Annotated in this window: 20 protein-coding genes; 8 read left to right on the top strand and 12 right to left on the bottom strand. The window is 58.7% G+C overall.

Annotated elements, in window-relative coordinates:
- Nucleotides 1-51 precede the first annotated feature (51 nt).
- From lpdA to ACVWXZ_RS01695, 5 genes are all read left to right on the top strand, one after another.
- Nucleotides 52-1,434: a dihydrolipoyl dehydrogenase gene (gene lpdA / locus ACVWXZ_RS01715; RefSeq protein ID WP_457402466.1), complete on the top strand. Its 1,383-nt coding sequence runs from the start codon at nucleotides 52-54 to the stop codon at nucleotides 1,432-1,434.
- Between the two features lie 163 nt (nucleotides 1,435-1,597).
- A complete protein-coding gene (locus ACVWXZ_RS01710; protein ID WP_457482065.1) occupies nucleotides 1,598-2,926 on the top strand; it encodes a class I SAM-dependent methyltransferase in 1,329 nt (442 codons plus the stop codon).
- A 233-nt stretch (nucleotides 2,927-3,159) separates the two neighbouring features.
- Nucleotides 3,160-3,297 carry a hypothetical protein gene (locus ACVWXZ_RS01705; RefSeq protein ID WP_011432392.1) on the top strand — a complete coding sequence of 46 codons (138 nt, stop codon included), beginning with the start codon at nucleotides 3,160-3,162 and terminating at the stop codon, nucleotides 3,295-3,297.
- 94 nt (nucleotides 3,298-3,391) lie between these two features.
- Nucleotides 3,392-4,456, top strand: coding sequence for an A/G-specific adenine glycosylase (mutY, locus tag ACVWXZ_RS01700; RefSeq protein WP_457482064.1), 1,065 nt, complete (start codon nucleotides 3,392-3,394; stop codon nucleotides 4,454-4,456).
- A gap of 100 nt (nucleotides 4,457-4,556) precedes the next feature.
- Nucleotides 4,557-4,832 carry a hypothetical protein gene (locus ACVWXZ_RS01695; RefSeq protein WP_011432394.1) on the top strand — a complete coding sequence of 92 codons (276 nt, stop codon included), beginning with the start codon at nucleotides 4,557-4,559 and terminating at the stop codon, nucleotides 4,830-4,832.
- Between the two features lie 63 nt (nucleotides 4,833-4,895).
- Here ACVWXZ_RS01695 and ACVWXZ_RS01690 read toward each other — a convergent pair whose 3' ends face one another.
- Nucleotides 4,896-5,228 carry a ribbon-helix-helix domain-containing protein gene (locus ACVWXZ_RS01690; RefSeq protein ID WP_011432395.1) on the bottom strand — a complete coding sequence of 111 codons (333 nt, stop codon included), beginning with the start codon at nucleotides 5,226-5,228 and terminating at the stop codon, nucleotides 4,896-4,898.
- 153 nt (nucleotides 5,229-5,381) lie between these two features.
- Between ACVWXZ_RS01690 and rnc the strand changes: the two genes are divergently transcribed.
- The gene (gene rnc, locus ACVWXZ_RS01685) at nucleotides 5,382-6,104 is read left to right on the top strand and encodes a ribonuclease III (protein WP_011432396.1); all 723 of its coding nucleotides are present in this window, start codon (nucleotides 5,382-5,384) and stop codon (nucleotides 6,102-6,104) included.
- A complete protein-coding gene (locus ACVWXZ_RS01680) occupies nucleotides 6,101-6,328 on the top strand; it encodes a hypothetical protein (RefSeq protein WP_457441385.1) in 228 nt (75 codons plus the stop codon). The genes rnc and ACVWXZ_RS01680 overlap by 4 nt, the downstream gene beginning before the upstream one ends.
- A 72-nt stretch (nucleotides 6,329-6,400) precedes the next feature.
- On the opposite strand, the gene ACVWXZ_RS01675 is transcribed toward ACVWXZ_RS01680, so the two are convergent.
- From ACVWXZ_RS01675 to ACVWXZ_RS01635, 9 genes are all read right to left on the bottom strand, one after another.
- A complete protein-coding gene (locus tag ACVWXZ_RS01675; RefSeq protein ID WP_457441418.1) occupies nucleotides 6,401-7,654 on the bottom strand; it encodes an AI-2E family transporter in 1,254 nt (417 codons plus the stop codon).
- A gap of 168 nt (nucleotides 7,655-7,822) precedes the next feature.
- Nucleotides 7,823-8,935, bottom strand: coding sequence for a hypothetical protein (locus ACVWXZ_RS01670; RefSeq protein WP_457441383.1), 1,113 nt, complete (start codon nucleotides 8,933-8,935; stop codon nucleotides 7,823-7,825).
- Between the two features lie 119 nt (nucleotides 8,936-9,054).
- Nucleotides 9,055-9,450, bottom strand: coding sequence for an OmpA family protein (locus ACVWXZ_RS01665; RefSeq protein WP_457402387.1), 396 nt, complete (start codon nucleotides 9,448-9,450; stop codon nucleotides 9,055-9,057).
- Nucleotides 9,451-9,566: 116 nt separating this feature from the next.
- On the bottom strand, nucleotides 9,567-9,770 hold the full coding sequence (locus ACVWXZ_RS01660) for a hypothetical protein (RefSeq protein ID WP_041436260.1): 204 nt from the start codon (nucleotides 9,768-9,770) through the stop codon (nucleotides 9,567-9,569).
- Between the two features lie 178 nt (nucleotides 9,771-9,948).
- On the bottom strand, nucleotides 9,949-11,352 hold the full coding sequence (locus ACVWXZ_RS01655) for a 1-acyl-sn-glycerol-3-phosphate acyltransferase (protein WP_457402389.1): 1,404 nt from the start codon (nucleotides 11,350-11,352) through the stop codon (nucleotides 9,949-9,951).
- 140 nt (nucleotides 11,353-11,492) lie between these two features.
- Entirely contained in the window at nucleotides 11,493-11,945 is a 453-nt protein-coding gene (locus ACVWXZ_RS01650) for an AbrB family transcriptional regulator (RefSeq protein WP_011432404.1), read from the bottom strand.
- A 565-nt stretch (nucleotides 11,946-12,510) separates the two neighbouring features.
- A complete protein-coding gene (locus tag ACVWXZ_RS01645) occupies nucleotides 12,511-15,276 on the bottom strand; it encodes a cation-transporting P-type ATPase (protein ID WP_457482063.1) in 2,766 nt (921 codons plus the stop codon).
- A gap of 349 nt (nucleotides 15,277-15,625) precedes the next feature.
- Nucleotides 15,626-16,120, bottom strand: coding sequence for a GNAT family N-acetyltransferase (locus ACVWXZ_RS01640; RefSeq protein ID WP_041436262.1), 495 nt, complete (start codon nucleotides 16,118-16,120; stop codon nucleotides 15,626-15,628).
- 68 nt (nucleotides 16,121-16,188) lie between these two features.
- Nucleotides 16,189-16,353, bottom strand: a complete 165-nt coding sequence (locus tag ACVWXZ_RS01635; RefSeq protein ID WP_238376969.1) for a DUF6464 family protein — start codon at nucleotides 16,351-16,353, stop codon at nucleotides 16,189-16,191.
- 296 nt (nucleotides 16,354-16,649) lie between these two features.
- Here ACVWXZ_RS01635 and ACVWXZ_RS01630 point away from each other — a divergent pair, with 296 nt between their 5' ends.
- Nucleotides 16,650-17,732: an Mrp/NBP35 family ATP-binding protein gene (locus tag ACVWXZ_RS01630; RefSeq protein ID WP_011432409.1), complete on the top strand. Its 1,083-nt coding sequence runs from the start codon at nucleotides 16,650-16,652 to the stop codon at nucleotides 17,730-17,732.
- On the opposite strand, the gene ACVWXZ_RS01625 is transcribed toward ACVWXZ_RS01630, so the two are convergent.
- Nucleotides 17,729-18,097: a hypothetical protein gene (locus tag ACVWXZ_RS01625; RefSeq protein ID WP_457402393.1), complete on the bottom strand. Its 369-nt coding sequence runs from the start codon at nucleotides 18,095-18,097 to the stop codon at nucleotides 17,729-17,731. The two genes, ACVWXZ_RS01630 and ACVWXZ_RS01625, sit on opposite strands and share 4 nt — an antisense overlap.
- 65 nt (nucleotides 18,098-18,162) lie before the next feature.
- Nucleotides 18,163-20,094: a BamA/TamA family outer membrane protein gene (locus ACVWXZ_RS01620; protein WP_457482062.1), complete on the bottom strand. Its 1,932-nt coding sequence runs from the start codon at nucleotides 20,092-20,094 to the stop codon at nucleotides 18,163-18,165.
- Nucleotides 20,095-20,222 lie beyond the last annotated feature (128 nt).

Genomic DNA, 20,222 nt, shown 5'->3' with positions numbered 1-20,222 from the left:
TGGGAAGGCCAACAAGGTGAGAAAATGAGGCACTGGTTATCCAATCTCGCCATGAGCTTCGATTTTGACGTAATCATCATCGGTGCCGGCGTCGGCGGCCACGGCGCTGCTTTACATGCGGTCGAATCTGGCCTGAAGACCGCCATCGTTGAAGGTGCAGAAATGGGCGGCACCTGCATCAACCGCGGCTGCATCCCCTCCAAGGCTCTGCTGGCCGCCTCAGGACGCCTGCGGGAACTGCAACATAGCTCTGGGCTGGGCATCCAAGTGGGATCCCTTCAGGTGAACCGAGAGGCTATTGCCAATCATGCTGCCCAAGTGGTGGAGAAGATCCGCGCCGACATGACTCGCTCGCTGGAGAAGCTGGGGGTAACAATCCTGAGAGGGCGAGGCAAGTTGGTGGCACCCCAGCAGGTGGAAGTCCAGGAAGAGAAGGGATCCTATACCTACACGGCGCAGGATGTTATTCTTGCTACGGGCTCCCGCCCCTTTGTGCCCCCTGGCATCGAGGTGGATGGGCGGACGGTGTTTACCAGCGACGAGGCGGTGCGGCTGGAGTGGATCCCGGAGCGGCTGGCCATTATCGGCAGCGGCTACATCGGCCAGGAGTTTGCCGACATCTACACCGCCCTGGGATCCCAGGTCATCCTCATCGAAGCCCTGGAGACCCTGATGCCGGCCTTTGACCCCGATATTGCCCGCCTGGCCCAGCGGGTGCTGATTAAGCCCAGGCAAATCCAGACCTACGTGGGGATCACGGCCAAGCAGGTGATCCCTGGCCAGCCAGTAACGATTCACCTCTCCAACGGCGAGACGCTGCAGGTGGATGGCTGCTTGGTGGCTGCCGGTCGGATCCCGGTCTCAGAGGGGCTGGGCTTGGCCGAGCTGGGCATCGACACCGGCAAACGGGGGTTCATCCCCGTCGATAGCCGCATGGCCACCGATTTGCCTCACCTCTGGGCCATTGGGGATGTGACAGGCAAAATGATGTTGGCCCACGCAGCGGCAGCCCAGGGGAGAGTGGCCGTGGAAAACATCTGTGGCCGTACTGCCTACATGGACTACCTCAGCATCCCGGCAGCGGTGTTCACTCACCCGGAAATGGGTTTTGTAGGGCTGACCGAGCCTCAGGCCAAGGAAGAAGGCTACAGCGTAGGCACGGTGCGCACCTACTTTGGCGGCAACTCCAAGGCTATTGCTTCGGGAGAGACGGAGGGCATGGTCAAGCTGGTCTTCGACAAGAGTACCGGCCTATTGCTGGGATCCCATATCTTCGGGCCCCATGCGGCGGATTTGATTCACGAGGCAGCTCAGGCCATTGCTCGCCGGGCCACGGTGCGAGAACTGGCCGGCTTGGTGCACGTTCACCCCACCTTGGCAGAGACGCTGGAGGAAGCCTACAAGCGGGCAACTCACGCTCTGGCAGGGCCTTAGCCAACGGCTCGGCAGAGGGTCGCCTGCCTCACTCGGTTTTGTGAGGACTCCGTCCCGCCCGCTCTGCCTCCGGCGGGGTTTACAACCAGGCTGTGAAGGGCCAGGTTCTCAGACGGGCAACCCAGCAAGATCTCCCGGCTCAAAGCGTCAAGAAGACCTTAGGATGGGGGAGAACGCGTGGGAGGAAGTGCTTTTGGTGAGCGAAGCCGAGATTACCCGGGCGGTGCAGGCCCAGTACGAGACTTTCCCCTATCCTCCTATTCCTTACGACCGGCCCTTTGAGGGCTTCTCCAGTCTGGGCAGCTATACCTTGGCGCAGTACGCCCGCACCCGTAGGCTGCAAGAGCCCGCAGGAGCCAGGTTTTTGGTGGCCGGGTGTGGCACCGGCTGGGAGGTGCATGGCATTGCCGCCAGCAACCCCGGCTATGGGTCGGTGGTCGGGATCGACATCAGCCGCCCGGCCCTAGAGATTGCCCAAAAGCGAATTAAGCACCACGGCCTACGCAACTGCTCTGTGCAGTACGGGGATCTGCTGGATCCCTCTACTTGGCCCGAAGGCAGCTTCGACATGATCAGCTCCTACGGCGTGATTCACCACACTGCAGATCCGGTGAAGGCTTTGAGCAATCTGGCATCGCGGTTGGCTCCCGATGGGGTGATGGCGCTGATGCTCTACAACCGTTCCGGCCGTTGGCATCTGTACCGCATTCGGCGAGCCTTGGAGTTGTTGGGCATCACCCCACCTGCAACCCCAGAAAAGATCGAATTTGTGCGGCAACTGCTGAAGGGAGCCAGCCCCAATTCCCTTTTGGCCAAGCACGCCAAGGCTCACCAAGAATACTATGGACAAGATGAAAACATTGTCGATAATTTCTTCCATGCCAATGATATTCCTTTCGACATCGGCGAGATTCCCGACTTGCTTGCCCAAGCCGGGCTGGAGTTTATCGATGTAGCCCCCTACTTGGACTATTGGAACGCCAGGCCGTTGATTGCCGCCACCCACCCGGAGTTCCATCGCCGCTACGAGGCCCTTGCTCGCATCGACCAACTGCGGGTCATGGAGTATCTGGAGCCTCTGTATCACACGCAAAATCTCTTCTGGTGTTGCCATCAAGGGAAAAAGGTGGACCACTGGGATCCCTTTACAGTCGAATTTTTTAAGAGCTCCCGCTGGCAGCTCAACCCCTTGTTTGTCCACTATGGCAGCGTGCGCTACTGGGATCAAAAAATCCCCTTTTCAGATCTGTTGGGCAAGCTGGATCCGGCCCAGATCCTGACCCAGAAGATGGATATTTTCTGGCCTATCGCCCGCATCCCTGGCAAGATGATAGCCTCTACCCGCTACCAGGTGGTGGAGCTGCTGCTGCCCCTGGCCAATCAAGCCCGTTCTGGCGCTGAGATCCTGGCTGCCCATGAAGAGAGACCCGACCACCTTCTCAACCTATTTCGACAGTGGGAAGCAGACCGGTTAGTCCTGCGGGTTGTCTAGCTTCTGGTTATTCCAAACAGTCCAAATCGCCAGGGTCAAAGTCTGTTCCATGCTAAGGTTGTATCATGCATGACCGAGGACGGTGCTTCTCCCCAGGCATGTTTGCGCCGGCGGTGCGGAGCACCTCTACTGGGACATCTTCTCCACAGCTTTCCCTGTGAATAGAGCTGGCAGATCTGGATCCCGATCAACATCCCTGACAACCCCAACGCCAGAGCTGGTAGGAGGCAAGGATGGCTGACTACAATCGCGGCATTATGAAGTTCAAGGGGGCAGATAGCCCAATTGTCGTTTTGATCTCGGCAGGAATTGTGGCCGGTGTGGTTTCGGCCCTGATCTGGTGGGCTTTGCACTTTGCTTACGCAGCTTGAGTCTCAGCCTCTTCCAGAAGCTAAGGGCAGCTTTTCCTGCGCTGCAAGCCTCCCGGACAAGGTAGGGAATTGGGACGAGGCTTCTTTGCAACGCTTGCGGCAGTCTCTTCAGCGTTGGTACCGTGAACACGGGCGGGATCTGCCCTGGCGCCGCACCCGGGATCCCTACGCCATTTGGGTTTCGGAAGTGATGTTACAGCAGACCCAGGTGGCAACGGTCATTCCCTACTTTCAGCGCTGGATGCAGACCCTGCCCGGGATCCCAGCACTGGCGGCAGCCCCCCAGCAGCAGGTGCTGAAACTGTGGGAGGGCCTGGGCTACTATCGGCGGGCCCTGAACTTGCACAAAGCTGCCCAAATTTTGATGCGGGAGCGAAACGGTGAGTTCCCCAGGGATCTGGAGCAGGTGTTGGCTCTGCCGGGGATCGGGCGCACCACAGCCGGCGGCATTCTCAGCGCTGCCTTCGATCAGCCTTTGCCCATTTTGGATGGCAACGTTAAGCGGGTGTTGGCTCGCTTGGTGGCTTTGCAACAGCCTCCGGCCCAGTGTCTGCCCCTGTTGTGGCAGCTTTCCCAGCAATTGTTGGATCCCGTGCAGCCGCGGGCTTTTAACCAAGCCCTGATGGATTTGGGGGCTACCGTCTGTCGTCCCAAAAAGCCTCACTGTGGCCGGTGCCCTTGGCAAGCGGATTGCAGCGCCTACAATCGAGGTCAACACCAACAATTGCCTATGTCTGCACCCCGTGCCTCCCGTCCTCACAAGCAAATCGCGGTTGCCATTGTTCTGCGGGGAAAAGAAATCCTTATCGATCGACGACTGGAAAGCTCAATGCTCAGCGGGCTGTGGGAGTTTCCCGGAGGCAAAATCGAGCCGGGAGAAACGGCTGCCGAGTGTGTAGTACGGGAGGTAAAAGAAGAAATCGGCATCGATATCGAGGTGGTCGCACCGCTGGCCACCATCGAACATGCCTACACCCATTTCACCGTTACTCTTATCGCTTTTATCTGCCGCTACCTGGGCGGAGAAGCCCAAGCCCTGCAATGTAGCGAGGTGCGCTGGGTCAGCCCGGCGGAACTGTCGGAATTTCCCTTCCCAGGGGCCAATCAAAAGTTGTTTCCCCACTTGTATGCTTGGCTGGCAGAGCATGGCAACCCATGATGAACCCACCCAATCCGCCAAATGGCTTAGACCCTTCTGGAACGTTTGCCCCAAGACATTCGATAGGATAGTAGATGTCCTGCTGCTGTGAGCTACGGATATGCTTGTCACTCTGGAAAAAGCGGGGGAGATTCTGGCTAAGGGATCCCACACAGCCATCACAACCACAGATGGCAAGATCGCGCTGGTGCCCAAGGGAAAAGAAACCCTCAAACTGACGGCCAACGAAGCCATTAACCTAATGTTTTACGTCGTCCGCTCCGCTGAACCGGCAGAGACGGTGATGGCCCAACTGGAGGAGGCAGTTGCCAAAGCTCAAGCCCCCGATCCAGCCGAGGAACGGGCCAGAAAATATCGAGAACTTCGTGGCATCTAAACGGATGGGCACTCGTGCCGGTTGGATCCCTTCGCAAACTGGAGAGAGACCCCAAAACAAAGATTAAAAGCAGGAGGAGCTAAGGGCGACGAACTTTCCATCGGTGGTCCACCCCAGCAACATTGGCTCCTGCGGTTGAATGGCCCGTCCGGTGAGAGCACAGCATTGGGCTTGGTGGGCCGTGGCCGGGAAGCTGGCCCGAATATCCTCAGGACTGAGGGTGGCAGCCCCTTGAGAGTGACGCAGGACATAACTCCAAAGAATTTCCCGTATGAGGGCCTGGTAACCCTGATTTCCGGCCAACGCCTTCAGTCGCTGCTTCAGCTCACGTTCCAGCCGAATGCTGGTCACTTCCATCTGGGTCGTGGGAATGGGGGAATTGGCGCGAATGGGCATGCAGGGATCCTCCCTCGAAAAGCCTATACTACTCCTGTAGCATAGCTGGCTTACCGCCTGAGCGGGGATCCCGGCCTGGGTGAGATGGCTCAGGTCAAAATGGTTGCAAGCTGTGCAGTTCTGACCGCTAAGGCAACGTCAGCACCTGAGTGTATGGTTGAGTTGATCCCGCCCCGTCGCCGTGCCTTGGAGCATTTGCTGGCCCGCCTTGGATTCAGGGATCCGGCTTTGCTGGAACAACTGCGTTGGGATCTGCTGGATCAGGCTCTGATTCACCCTTCTCTGGATGGCCGACGGAACAACGATCGGCTGGAGTTGTTGGGGGATTCTGTCCTGCGAATTTTGGTTACGGAATTCTTGTTTCAGTCCTATCCCCATCTGTCGGTGGGAGAGCTGACCGCGATTCGCTCCGACCTGACCAGCGATGCTTACCTGGCAGAACTGGCGGATCTGCACGGCTTGGATCGCTACCTGGAGGTGGGATCCAGCTCTCAAAACGACTTGGCCGGACGGGGTCGGCGGCTGGCGGATGCTTTCGAGGCTCTCCTGGGAGCCTTTTATCTCAGTTGGGGTATTTACACGCTGCCCAGGCTGCATCCCTGGCTGGATCCCTACTTACACCGACGAGTGGAGCAATGGTTCCAAGACCCCACTCGGCGCAACCCCAAAGCAGCCTTGCAAGAACTCACCCAACGCCTTTGGGGTAGCCTGCCCGAATACCGCCTGGTGGCCGCCCAGGAGCATCCCCCTCATTTCACCATGGAAGTTTGGGGGCAAGGGCGGTGCTGGGGCCGCGGTGAAGGTCGCTCGAAAAAGGCTGCGGAAATGGCCGCCGCTGCTCAAGCCTACGAACACTTGCAGTCGGAGAAGACATGAGAGGCAACCACCGCTACGAGTTGGCCAGTTGGTTGTTTTTGCTGGGGAGCAGCCTGTTTGCGGCGAGCGAGGTGATGACCTTGGGTAGTGAACCCTCTCTGTGGGATCCAGCAGCTCCAGCCTTTCTCAATCTCAAGGTTGTCCAAACCCTGCTCGGGATAGGAGCCAGCCTCCTGTTCGTCGTAGGTAGTGCTCTGTTCATCCTCGATGCCCGTCACCGCTGAGATGTGCACCCTACCCAAAACCACAGCAGCCCTTCTCCGAGAGCGGAGAGAGGCGAATAGATGAGAAGCTTGCTAATAAGGACTTCTTCCGGCTACGGGATCCGCAGGCGAGAGACTTTCTTCCTGTGGCAACTCTTCCGGCTCATTTGAAGAGCCATTCGGACCAGAGGAAAAAGATGGCTCTGGGTTGCTCGCGTCGGCAGAATCCATCCCCGGCAAAGCCAAAGAACCAGCAGCCTCGGTGGCCCGAGCATACAGCCTGGCTCGAACCTCTGCCTCCTGCTTGGGCTTCAGATAGAGGTTCTCCAGCAGCACCGCCATACCCGCCACCCACGGGGGGACGATCACCGCCCCAACAATACCCAACAACTGGGTGCCCCCCAGCACCGCCAGCAACTGATACAAGGGCTTCACCCGCACCGAGGATCCCACCAACAGAGGATCCAACACATAAGTTTCCAGGTTTTGAACGGCAACATATAGGATCAGCACCCACAAAAAAGTCCAGCCCCCCTGCACAATCGCCACCACCAAGGCGGGCAGGGATCCCAGTACTGGCCCGATAAAGGGAATCAAGTTGGTAAACCCGGCGATCACCCCCAGCGCCAGAGCAAACTCCGACAGGCCCAGAAAGCGAAGCGAGACGGTGATCATCACACCCAAAATGGCAGAGACCAGCACCCGCCCCTGGATGTAGCCCCCCATGCGCTGAGCCATCGGGTGTACCTGCTCAGCAAGCCGCTCATTCCAGGGATAGGGAAACAACTCCACCAAGCCCCGCACCAAGTCAGAGCCGCTCACCAGCATGTAGCCGGAAATGAAGAGGGTCAGCACCATGGTCAGCAGACCGCCCAGCAAACCGCGGGTGAAGTCGAAAGACTGCACCAGCACCCGTTGTCCCGAGCGAACCGCCCAGCTCATCAACGACTGAGGGTCGAGCAACTGGTTTAGGTAGTCCAGCGCCGCCGGATCCACCCCCGCCAGATCGGCAATCCAGGTATCCACCAGCAGTTGCAACTGCTCCAGATAGAAAGGCAACCTCGCTAGCAACCGCTGGGTCTGAGTTACCACCGTTGGGCCAATGAGCAGAGCCAAGCCGGCAATCCCGGCAATTAAGCTCAAATACACCAGCACAACCCCCAGCCAGCGGGGGATGCGTAATCGCTCGGCCAGATCCACCAGGGGAGCCAGCGCTGCCGCCACCACCACCGCGATCATCACCGTCAGCACCAAGCTGCGCAGTTGCCACAGCAGCAACAACAGCATCCCTGTGGCCACCACCAGGGCTACGGAGGATACGGAGATGGTCAATTGTCTTCGGCTCATCATCTGGCTGGGTTCTCTTCAGGGGGCTAGGTAACAGACGGTTCTACCATCCTGGCTTGCCCTAGCTGGACTTGCCAAACGCTCTTGGGCAAAGACCCTAGACCCAGAACTTCCCTGCCCAGTCGGCCAGACCAAAGATCCGCAGCAAAAACCCAGCCAGAATTGCAGCTACCGCAACAGTTCCATCCGTACCGCTTCTGCATATTCCAGCAGCTCCGGGGATCCCGTGCCGGAAGCCCGCCACAACATCAAAGCGCTACCCAAATCGGAAGCGGCACCAGCCCTATCCTCTCCCTGGTAAGCGCGCGCCATACCCCGGTAGTAGTACACATCACCTTGGTAAGGCTGCAACTCAAGAGCTCGGCTGAAATCTTGAACGGCCAAATTGAAGTCGCAGATGCTGGCCCACATCAGGCCGCGATGGACATAGGCCTCGAAAAGATCGGCAGCACTTTGATTTTGCTTGGCCAGCTCAATCGCCAGATGCGACACATCAAACGCCGATTCCAGATGGCCTTGTTCGGCCCAGATGCGGGAGCGGATCAAGTGCAGTTGCGGGTTGTGATAGGCAATCCGATCCAGAGGAGACAAGGTTGCCAGAGCCTGCTCAGGTTCTTGCAAACGCTCGTGTTGGATTTTGGCCTTGAGCAAATAGGCTTCAGCCAGATAGGGATCCAAAGCAATGGCAATATCCAGATCCCGCAGAGCGGAGCGCATCAGGTAAGCAATGGCAGAAGCATGCTCAGGCTGCGGTAAAGCAGCAGGATCCTCCTGAGACTGACGCCAGAAGTATTGCGCCCGTTGCAGATAAAGTTGCGCATTTCCCGGCTCCTGCTGGATGAATTGGGTTAGCAGCGCCAGCTCATTGGGAACATCCGCCTGAGCAGAGAATGGAGAAAGGGTAGGATCCTGACGCCGAGGCCGTGCCGACAGGGCAGGGCTTGAGCTGGAACGGCCAACAACCCCGGCGGGCTGGGGAGCTGCCTGCTGTACCAGCAACTGATGAGCCTGCTGCTGGTGAGCGAGAGAGCGCTGCTCAAGCTGCTGTACCCGTTCTTGCAGCTGGGCTTGCCGCCTGAGCCAAGATCCAGAACCTGCTTCATCTTCAAACAAGGTTTGGGATGAGGGCAGGGAGTGCTCCCAAGCTTGTAGAGAAACCTCAGTGACAGGACTCTGGCTCTTACGAGATGAGGTCAACCAGCCACCTTCGCCGATCAAAAACGGCAAGGACAGCAAACCCAACAGCGCCGAGCCGGAGAACAAAAGACTGGGCCTAAGCATGGATCCCACCCCTTGAAATAGCTTAGAAGTAAAGAGTTGCCTCTAAACTAGTTCGCCGCAGCCGCAGTGTCCAGAGTTTCGGCGATGCTTGCCCTGAGCCAAAACTCAGAAACTCTCCCCTAGGGGATTCTGCCACCCGCCAGATCCACCAACTCCACGCGGCGATTCTTCGCCCGGCCTTCCTCAGTGGTGTTGCTGGCCACAGGAGCAGAGAACCCCACACCAACCGGATAGAGTCGACGTTGCTCGATACCCAGCTGAACCAACCGGTTGACAACCGCCTCGGCCCGGCGCCGCGAGAGACCTAGGTTGTAGTCGAAGCTACCGGTTGCATCGGTATGACCGACCACGAGGATGCTGAGGTCGGTGCGCTCGCGCATCAGCTTGGCGATCTCGGCAAGGGTGGGCTCGGCAGCCGCTTCGATTTGATCCGAGTCATAGGCAAAGAGAATGCCGTAGACCCTTACCTTGCTTGATGAAGACCGACAGCATCCCGACGATCCGAACAAGGGCAAGGAAGAAAGCTAATCCCTCTGCGGATAGGGCTTTGTGGGCAGGTTGACACGGGAAGCCCCTCGGATCCAGGGAAAGGGGAAGTATCGCAATGACCTCTGGGCCAGGGGGGATCCCTTCAGCGCCGTCGTCTGGAGCAGCGACGCAGTAACCAACTGGCGGCGGCCCGGTCGCCTTCATCCCATGCCAACCGCTCCACGGCCACCATCACCATCGAGGTGATCACAGCTTCACTTAAATGGCGAGAACGCAAGTGCTGCACGGCTGAAGTGGCGGCCTCTAGGTCGCGTCTGCGGATGGCGCGGAGCAGCTCATCAGACATAGACCAAGCCAACGAGCCTCACTTCCTTTCTGCCCCCTTTCTACCCCAAGAGCCAGAAACTTCCCCTTTCCTTCACCTGCTTGTCAGATAATGCAAAAGTTCGTCTTACTTTCACGAAATATCTCACAAGATGTCTCAGGAATTGTTACACTTTTTGCCCCTGAGCCGACTAGGCATGTCAGACAGCAGGGAGGACCGCAGGGGAGCACGGGATCCCTTGGATAAGCCGCTCCATTTCCGCTTGCAAATCTTGGGTGAGGGCTTGTACGGCTTGTCGGCGGTTGGCCTGGTAGGCGGGCCAGCGTTCGGAAACCGAGAGGGGATCCCCAATGCTGAAACGGGCCAGGCGGGGGCCCAAGCGGGGGGGAGCAGTTCCGACGGGATTTTCTCCTTTGATCCAAGCCAGCAGACTCCAGAGGCGCAGGGCGGTTTCCGCCAACTCGTCTAGACTTAGACTGGGCTGCTCGGGCATGGGGCGCACCGCAAACACCATCAAGGTTTCCGCCAAGCGCATGTGCCAGAGGTGAAAACTGGCCTCAGCAGCCACTCGATTGGCCAGCCCCCTCTCCAGAGCCGAGAGACCAGCAATATCGGCAATATCTTCGCGGTAGATCCAGGCCCAGCCCGCCTGTTCGATGCGGTGCCGCCGCTCGATTAAGTCTCCCTGGGGCTCCAGACCAAAATGCTGCTCGGCCACGCGCAGGGCCAGATCCGATAAGCTTTGAAGACGCGCCAACAGATCCCCCTCTTTAACTTGGGCTCTATCTGCAGCAGGAAGGGCAGGGGCATAAAAGCGCTCATAGAAGGTCTGCACGACTTGCAGCAGGTGTTCTCCCAAGCGAAGGATACGGGCCAGCAAAAAGGCCTGACTGGCATGGGTTGAGCGCGGGGGTGGCAGCTTGCAATCGGCCTCCATGCGGCTGAGCAATCTATTCAGAGCGGCACTGGGATCCCGCAGGTAGGAATAGCGAAGGCCTACCGGCAAGATCAGCACCTGCTCTGGCCGTCCCGCCTTGTGCAGATCCTCCACCGCCCAAAAGCTCATCTGGGCTACCCCCGGCTCCAACGGGTTGAGAAGACTGCTCATACCGTTGATCGTTCCTTCTGGAGCTACCGCCAGCGGATATCGGCCCGATACAAACTGCTCACGAGAACTTTTTAGCCCTGCCCGATCCAGACGGCCTCGCAAAATCGGGATCCCGCCCAAGCGCGGCAAGCCCCAACGGGCAACGGATCCCAGCCACAGAGGTAGGCCGCGGTCGTAGACAAACAAAACGTGGGGCCGGCCCCGAAAGCGGATCCCCTGGCGTTGGGCCACCTGCGGCAGGAGATGGGCGAACAAGTACATCAAGCAGGGGGGATCATCGAGGGTCGGGTGTCGAAACGCCACCAACAGGCGAATCTTGCCCGCCTCAAACTGCTGATAAAGCTGAGCCAAACGCTCTCCCCCCTCTACTTCAACGCGAGGGATCCCTTTGGTCCATCGCAACCAAAAGGGCAAGCCTGCTTGAGCAAAACGAACGACCCAAGGCGTCAATCGCGGTGGCAAAAACTTGAGGGGTGGCTGAACCTTCTGTTGCATAGGGATCCTTATCTAGGGTCAGCAAGATCGGTGAACCTAGGCTTTGGATCCCATCTTAAAGAGGGCAAAGCGGGAAGAAAGCTGCGCAGTGACAGTTCGTCAACTGGATCCCTTCTCCTCACTCCCGGCCCGGCAGCGGCTCAAGCCCCAGCAGTTTTTTTCCGGCGACCGCGAGTCGCTTTGGGGGAAGCTTCTTTACTTGGGGTTGACTCCTCCACCACCTGGCCGTTTAGCACTTGCTTGAGGTGAATGTGCTTGTAACCTAGCTGAATCTCGAACTCATCCCCGGGTTTGAGATTCATTTTTTCGGTGTAGGCCGACCCAATGATCAACTGCCCATTTTTGTGAACGCTGACCCGAAAGGTTGGTTCACGACCGCGCTTGTCTCGGCTGGAACTTGGGCTGAGACTCAGACCTTTTGCCGCCAGCACCGCGTCATAGAACTCATTCAAGTTGACGCGAGGCTTGTTGGTCTTGGTCATGGTTACATAGCCACATCGCTTTGCCGTTTCTCGGCGTGGAAGATGCCCCAACGCTTCGACCTTCTGGAGCAGAGCCTTCCCGGTTAAAGGTTGTGGTGGTATATCTGACATTTTTTAATGTCCTACATCCTTCTCTTAAGATCATACCCTTGTGATGTACTCCTGCAACCGAAAGTCTGAGACTTTTTTGAAGACAGGTTTTTCTCTTGTTCCTTGAGCCAGCAGCTCCGAAGGAAAAACCTCGTCTCCCTCAAGAGGTGTTCCTGCCCTTGCCAAAAGGTGATGGGGGCAAAAAGAACTCAAGCCCTGAAGAGTGCTGGGGCTTTTGTGGATGGAGCTGACAAAAGATCGCCTTGGGGGTAGTACCGCGGTGTAGATCCGACTCACCGCTTTCTACAGCCTCATCCCCACTCGTCGGCTGCCCCAAACTCTGATCACAGCCAGAAAACAGGCTCGACTTTCCAAAAAACCGCCGCTGAGATGGTGATTGCCTTGCGCAAATCGGTCGAAAAGACAGCCAGAGCGGTGTGAAGCTGGATGCCATCAGACCTAGGCCAGCAGGCATTTTTATCTCTTGGCAGAGGCCGGCTACATCTGAGTAGTGGCTGAGGGATCCCCTCTTCGGCACTTCTTCAGATGGGAGCGCAGTGAGCGCGAGTTGCCCAAAGCAAGTTATTCATTCAGGATCCACTCGATTGGCTGCCGCTGAGACAACGATGAGTGGCAAGCTCACCAGCAAACAAAAGCCCCATTGCTCCCAAGACAGGGGTGCTGTGTCGAAGATAATGTTGAACAGGCTCCACTGGCTGAAGAGGATCTGCAGCAGGATGGCCGCCCCAATGCCGATGGCAATGGCTGCTGTATCCATGAGGCGCTCATGGCGCTCCAATTGGCTGGCACGTCCACGGCCCAACAGGGTAGGAATGGCCTGGCTGAGGCTGAGCAAGTAGAAGATGCGCCCGATCACCAACGCTTGGATGGCCATGGTGCGGGCCAGGTTAAGGTTGCCGGTGGTTTGTTCAATGTATTCAAAAACCCCGAAGATCAAGATCCAGTTGAACACGGACACCAGCAGGATGCGCTGCAGCAGCCTAGGAGAGAGCAAGTTGGCCTCCGGATCCCGCGGTGGGCGAGTCATCTCTCGGCCTGTGCTCGGCTCAAAGGCAAGAGGCACCGTCATGGTGATGGAGTTGATCATGTTTAGCCACAGCACTTGAATGGCCAGAATGGGGAGCTCGCGGTTGAGCAGCACGCTGAGGAGAATCGTCATCGATTCCCCCCCGTTCACCGGCAGGATGAAGGCAATGGCTTTGAGCAGGTTGTTGTAAACCGTGCGCCCCTCCTCAACGGCTGCCTCAATGGAGGCGAAGTTGTCATCGGTCAGGATCATGTCGGCAGCAGCTTTGGCCACTTCGGTGCCGCCTCGCCCCATGGCAATCCCCACATCTGCTTGCTTCAAGGCCGGAGCGTCGTTCACCCCATCGCCGGTCATGGCCACGATCTGCCCCCGCGCTTGCAGAGCTTCCACCAGGCGCAGCTTTTGCTCTGGCACCACCCGTGCGAAGACGGATCCCCGATTGGCAGCTTCCACAAATTCCTCCGGGCTGAGCTGCTCCAGATCTCGACCGCTGTAGGCTTGCACAGGTTTTCCACCCCCCAGGCCCATCTGCTCGGCAATGGCTTGAGCCGTGAGCACGTGGTCGCCGGTGATCATCTTCACCTGGATCCCAGCCGTTTGACAGGAACGCACGGCGGCAATGGCCTCCGGCCGCGGCGGGTCAATCATTCCCTGCAAACCGAGGAAGATTAAACCCTCCTGCAGATCTGGGTGATCCACCCGAGTTTGGCTGCTGGGGACGGTTTTTTGGGCAAAGGCCAGAACTCGCAGCCCTTGTCGTGCCAACGCCTCCACCTGCTGGCGAATCCGCTCCTCTTCCAGAGGCTGGATCTCCCCCTGGGATCCCATCTGGCTATGGCAGCGGGACAAGAGAGCCTCTACGGATCCCTTGACATAGATGCAGTGCTCTTCTGGCCCCAGGCAGTGCAAGGTGGCCATGTACTGAAACTCGGATTCAAAGGGGATGCTGTCCAGGCGAGGGCGGCGGCGCTGCAGATCTTCTCGATCCAAGCCCCCTTTCTGAGCCGCCACAAGCAGAGCCGCCTCGGTCGGATCCCCTACAACTTCCCACTGGCCCTTGTCCTTGGGTTGGAGGCGGGTGTCGTTGCAGAGGCAGCCAGCTACGAGGCAAGCCTCAAGAGCAGGCAATTGATGGATTTCGATGGGGGAATCAGCCGCCTGGAACAGGATCTGGCCCTGGGGGCTGTAGCCGCTGCCGGTAACCCGGTAGAGCTGGGATCCGGCGTAGATGGCCTGCACCGTCATCTGGTTTTCCGTGAGGGTGCCGGTTTTGTCAGAGCAAATTACCGTAGCGCTGCCCAGGGTCTCCACCGCCGGCAGCTTGCGGATAATGGCGTGGCGTTTTGCCATGCGGGAAACCCCAATCGCCAAGGTTACAGTGACTACCGTCGGCAAGCCTTCGGGGATAGCACTCACCGCCAGCGCCACTGCCGCCTCAAAGACAGTCGCTGCCGCTTGGCCCTGCACCAGCCCCACCAGAAAAGTAAGCGCAGCCAAGGTGAGGATAATTTTCAGCAAAGTCAGGCTGAACGCCTCAAACTTACGTGTCAGGGGAGTTTGCAGGGATCCCCCTTCCTCGATCAGCTTGGAGATGCGGCCTGTTTGGGTCTGGTTACCGATGGCCACCACCACCCCTGCTCCTTGGCCGAAGGTAACAAAGCTGCCGGCATAGGCCATGTTCTGGCGGTCGGCTAGGGGTGTGTCTTCCGCCAGGGATCCCAGCCGTTTTTCCACCGGCACCGACTCTCCGGTCAGGGCCGATTCATCCGCCTGCAAGTTGCGCACGCTCAGCAAGCGCAGGTCGGCGGGCACCTTATCTCCCGAACTCAGCAGCACCACATCCCCCGGCACCAGCTCCCGCGAGGGCAACCGCAGTTTTTGCCCATCCCGGATGACCGTGACCTCCGTCACCACCGACTGGGCCAGGGCGGCGATCGCTTCCTCCGCTTTGGACTCTTGGATGTAGCCGATGAGAGCGTTGATTACCACCACCGCCCAGATCACGATGGCATTGCGCCAGGATCCCAAAAACGCCTTGACCGCCCCGGCAACCATCAAGATGTAGAGCAAGGATTGGTTGAACTGCTGCAGAAACTTCACCCAGGCCGGGGTAGCCGCCTTGGCCTTTAGCTCGTTGGGGCCATATTGCTTCTGCCGCTGGATCACCTCAGCTTGAGACAGACCCCGTTCCAGAAGCGCCGCCAGAAGCAGATCCACTGCAACGATTTGGCGGGCAACTTCCTCTTCGGGCAGGGCGTGCCAGGGAGCTGCCGGCAATGAGTCAGGGGAGACGGATTTTGCCATCGCAGGTCTCTAGTTGAATCGCAACAGAACTTGAAAGCCAGCCGTGAATTCAACGGCAAATCCCTCGTACAGTCCACAGCCTAGCCGACGCCGCCTACCCCCCAAAAGTGCCGCTGTTCCCCCCAGCGTCAACAAAGCCTAGTACCCAGGAATGCTGGGGAAGGGAAACCACCTGTCCAGTTGTTCTGTCGGGGGTCGTAGACCTAGACAAGTGGCGTGGGGTAGGAATACCCAACCGCGAGGTAAAGACTCCATCCCGCTGACGCCAAGGGAAGCCCGCGCTCTGTCCGTAGGACGAGCGCCGGGAGGATGTCACGAATGCTAGGGTCTGTAACAGAGGGGAGCTTGCTCAAGATCGACAGGGATCCTTGGCCAGCCGAGCCAGAGCCTCCAAATCAGCACCCACCACGCGGTTGAGAATCCATTCGGGATGTTGCTGGGCACCCATGCGTCGATAGAACTCTATCGCCGGCTGATTCCAATCCAAAACCATCCACTCCAGCCGCCCATATCCTTTGGCCACCGCCTCCTGAGCCACCCGCGCCAAGAGCGCTTTGCCAATGCCTCTGCCGCGAAACTCCGGCAACACGAACAGATCCTCAAGGTAAATCCCTGGTCGGGTCAGGAACGTGGAAAAATTGCGGAAGTAGAGGGCAAATCCCACCGCTTGCCCCTCCACTTCTGCCAACAACGCCGAGGCCAAAGCCTCTGGGCCAAACAAATAGTGGCGCAACAGATCAGCGGATCCCGTTACCAGGTGGCTCAGCTTCTCGTACTCGGCCAAGGCGCAGATGAGGTCAAACAAAACGGGCACATCTAAGGCGGTGGCAGGACGGATTTCCATACTTTTGCCTGGCTTCACAACCAATTCCTTGAATTTCCTGAGATACCGGCACGAGAACAGACCACAGTTTATTCTTGTTGTGGACAGAACGCCCAGGCAGCATCTTTTGGACGCGCAGCGTGGTGGGGGCAGCGGCAGGGGCCCAGAGGACTCACCGCACAAGGCAGGTAGGGTGACCGAGAAAAGTAACGGCAGAAGGGATCCCAGGCCGAGTCAGAAAAGAGAGTTGGCATGGCCCGGCGCTCGTCCCCGATTGAGAGGCGGCGGGATCCCCTCTTTTCCAGCAGAGGGATCAACTGAGCCCAGAACGTTAGCCCCAACCACAAGCCAACTCCCACTCAGCGCTTGCACAATTGCCCTCCCCCGTCGGCCAACAGCGTTGTCTTCCAACCAGAATCAGCCTCGGCCAGCCTGCTTGCCCAGGACTAGCGTGGCAGCCCGTTTTGGAGCTGTCCTTCCCTGCCGGCAAGAACCCGAGAAAAACCGATTAGAGTGAAATATGGACTGACCCGCTGAGCCTTCCGATTCCATGACCACCTCCACCCTTGATGCTGCTGCCATCCTTGAAGCGTTGCGCCCTGTTCAAGATCCGGAGCTGCGCCGCAGCCTGGTGGAACTGAACATGATCCGGGATATTCGCGTCGAGCCTGGGCGAGTGGCCTTTACCCTGGTGCTGACCACGCCGGCCTGCCCTTTGCGAGAATTCATTGTCGAGGAGTGCAAAGCTGCCATCCGCCAGCTGGCCCCCATCGAAGCCATTGATGTTACGGTAACGGCAGAAACCCCCCGTTCCCCTTCCCTGCCGAATCGCCAGTCCATCCCCGGTGTGCGCAACATCATCGCCATTTCCAGCGGCAAGGGGGGAGTGGGCAAAACTTCGGTGTCGGTAAATGTGGCCGTGGCGCTGGCCCAAAGCGGGGCCCGGGTGGGGCTACTGGATGCCGACATTTACGGCCCCAATGTGCCGCTGATGCTGGGCCTGCAGGATCGGTCTCTGGTTGTGCAAAAACGGGAAGATGGCGGCGAAGACATCTTCCCCTTGGAAAATTACGGCGTCAAGATGGTGTCGATGGGCCTTTTGGTGGGGCGGGATCAGCCGGTGATCTGGCGGGGGCCGATGTTGAACGGGGTGATCCGGCAATTCCTCTATCAGGTGCAGTGGGGAGAGTTGGACTACTTGATTGTAGATATGCCCCCCGGCACCGGCGATGCCCAATTGACCCTAGTGCAGGCAGTGCCGCTTGCAGGAGCTGTGATCGTCACCACGCCCCAATCGGTGGCCCTGCTGGACAGTCGCAAGGGCTTGAACATGTTTCGGCAGTTGGGGGTGCCCATCCTGGGTATTGTGGAAAACATGAGCTACTTCATCCCGCCCGACCTGCCGGATCGCCAGTACGATATTTTCGGCTCGGAAGGGGGAGAGACCACGGCCCGCGAGCTTGGTGTCCCGCTGCTGGGGCGGATCCCGTTGGAGATTGCCCTGCGCCAAGGGGGGGATGCGGGCCAGCCCATCGTCATCAGCCAGCCTGAGTCAGCCTCGGCCCAGGCGCTGCGGCAAATTGCCAAAACCTTGGCAGGCCGTGTTTCGATGCTGGCTTTGGGGGCAGGCTAGAAGCGCTCGGCTTCCACCAACGAGACCCCGAAGCTGCGTCCCCCCACCACAATCCCCTCTTGGGCTTTACCGCGCACGGTCACTGTGCTGTTCATGGCCGGCAGCCCCTTGTCGGTGATGACCCAGAGGGAGCCGCTGTTGTCTTGGATCTCATACACGCCCTGGCCGAACACCCCTATCTGGTTCACCACGCGACCGCGGACATACACATCGGTGTAGCGGGAGGGATTTTGCTCTACGGTGGCGATGGGAGTTGTGCCGATGCCCAGACGCGCCAGTGGCCCACACCCAGCTAGGGCCAGGCTCAAACACAGCAAGAACACCAGGGATCCCTTGGGGAAAGGTAGGCCGAGTCGCTGTTTCATGGGTTGCTTCCATTACGAGCACCTGCTCCCAAGATAGCAAGCCGGCAGGGAAATCCACGGCCAAGTCAGAACTTCTCGCCAATGCCGAAGTGCAGTTGGCCTTGGCCGGCTCCGCCTTGCCCAACCGCGTAGTCGATGCGCAACGGCCCCAAGGGAGATTGGATGCGAATGCCGACCCCCAGCCCCAAACCACTGCCCGGCTTGTTGCGCACCGCTGCGGGATTGCCGGCCACGGCAGCTCCACTGCCCAGATCAGTGCCGTAGTCGGCGAAAACCACGGCTCCCACCGGGTCAAAAAGGGGGAAACGCAACTCGGCGGTTGCCGTAGCAAAGCTGCGACCGGAACCGATACCCCCCTCAAAAAAGCCCCGCACCGAGCTGCCCCCACCGATGGGGAAAGCATCGTAGGGAGCCAAGTCGCCGATGGTCGTGCCTGCTCGCACATCAAAGGCCAATACCTGCGGTCGCTCGCTGCGGGTTTCAAACAGGTTGACGGGAATGAACTGGCTGTAGCCGGCCTCGAGGCGGTTGGCATTCAAGCCATTTTGAAACAGACGTACCGACTGTTCTGTGGAGATGCGAAAGACCGAGCCCTGGCTGGGGCTGTTGGGGTTGTCGCGGGCGTCGTTGACAAGGCCGAGGCGCAGGGTGGTGTAGCTGTCTTGGCCGCTCTCGCTGAAGGTAATCGGGTTGCCCAGCACATCGAAGCGCTGCTGCTCCCCGTTGCTGTTGCGAGCTTCTACAAATTGGATGCGGGTGCCCAAGCTAGCCCGCCAATTGCCCCCAATCGGGCGAGAGAAAGTCACCCCGCCACCAAGACGGTTGATGCGCACGGGATCCCCATTGGGCAGGGTGAATCCCTCATTGAAGACAAAGCTAGAACTTTGCTGGTTGGAGATGTTGACGTTGTAGGAGGTGGGAATGTCCAGCGTGGCAATCCGCGGGTCGGTGAAGTTTAAGTCGAAGAGGGTTTCGTTGGTGCCCACCTGCACGTTGAAGCTGGCACTCTGGTTGTTGCCGCCCAAGTTTTGTTCGGAGACGTTGAGGCCGGCGAAGACCCCTGTGGCGGAGCTAACGCCGATGGTGCCGCCCAAGGTACCGGTGCGACGTTCTTCCACGTTCACCACCACCACCACCTTGTCGGGATCCTGGCCGGGGTTGAGCCCCACATTCACATCTTGAAACAGGTTGAGATTAAAAACCGCCTGCAGGTCTTCCTGGATTTGGTTGCGGTTAAACACATCCCCCGGCTTGGACTTCAACTCGCGGGTGATGATGAAGTCACGGGTTTTGGTGTTGCCCTGAACGCGAATATCCTCGATCACCCCCTCGGCAATTTCCAGGACGATGGTGCCATCTTCGGAGGAGCGCACATCCGTAACCTTGGCCAGCACGTAACCCTTATCGGCGTACCACTGCTCGATCTCGGCCACCGCCGATTGCAGCTCGCCGAAGTTGAGCACCCGCCCTTCCTGGTCGGCAAAGGCGGCCCGCAGCACTTCCGGATCCAGAACTTTCGCCCCTTCCGTGCGCACGGCTTTCAGGATTGGGTTGGGCTTGACCTCAAAGGTGACCCGCACTCCCAAGGGTGTATCGGAAGGCACTGCCCGCACATCGGCAAACAATCCGGTGGCAAACACGGCATTGATGTCTTCCCGCAACTGGGATCGGGTGGAAACCTCGCCGGCGCGGGTGCGGATGACGCTGTAAACCCGGTTGATCAGCTCCGGATCTTCAGTGCCCTCAACCACTACCTCCGCTACCAACACTTCTGGCTCGCCGGCAGTGGGGGGTGGGGTGGGGGAGGGCTGGGCGGGGGTGTCGCCACCGGTGCGCAGGTCGAGGGTGCCGGGCTGAGGAACCGATTGCGCCCAAGCCGGGGATCCCATCAGCAGAGCGCTACGGGACGCTTCAGCAAACGCAAAAGCGGTGCTGAGCACCATCCCGCGGGTGAGCGCTGAAGTTAGCCAAGGGCGAAGTTGCCTGGAACGATTCATGGGGATCCCTCGCACACCAAAAAGCAAGATTGCAGAGCATGACTCTAGTCAATAATAAGCTCAACTATACTGAAAATAATGTATAATATGTTCAGTACGGATTACTACCAGTTGATCTTTCTGTTTAC

It is taken from the genome of Thermostichus sp. MS-CIW-38 (assembly GCF_054058415.1).
Note: the sequence above shows the minus strand (reverse complement) of the source record. Positions and strands in the feature narration are given on the sequence as shown.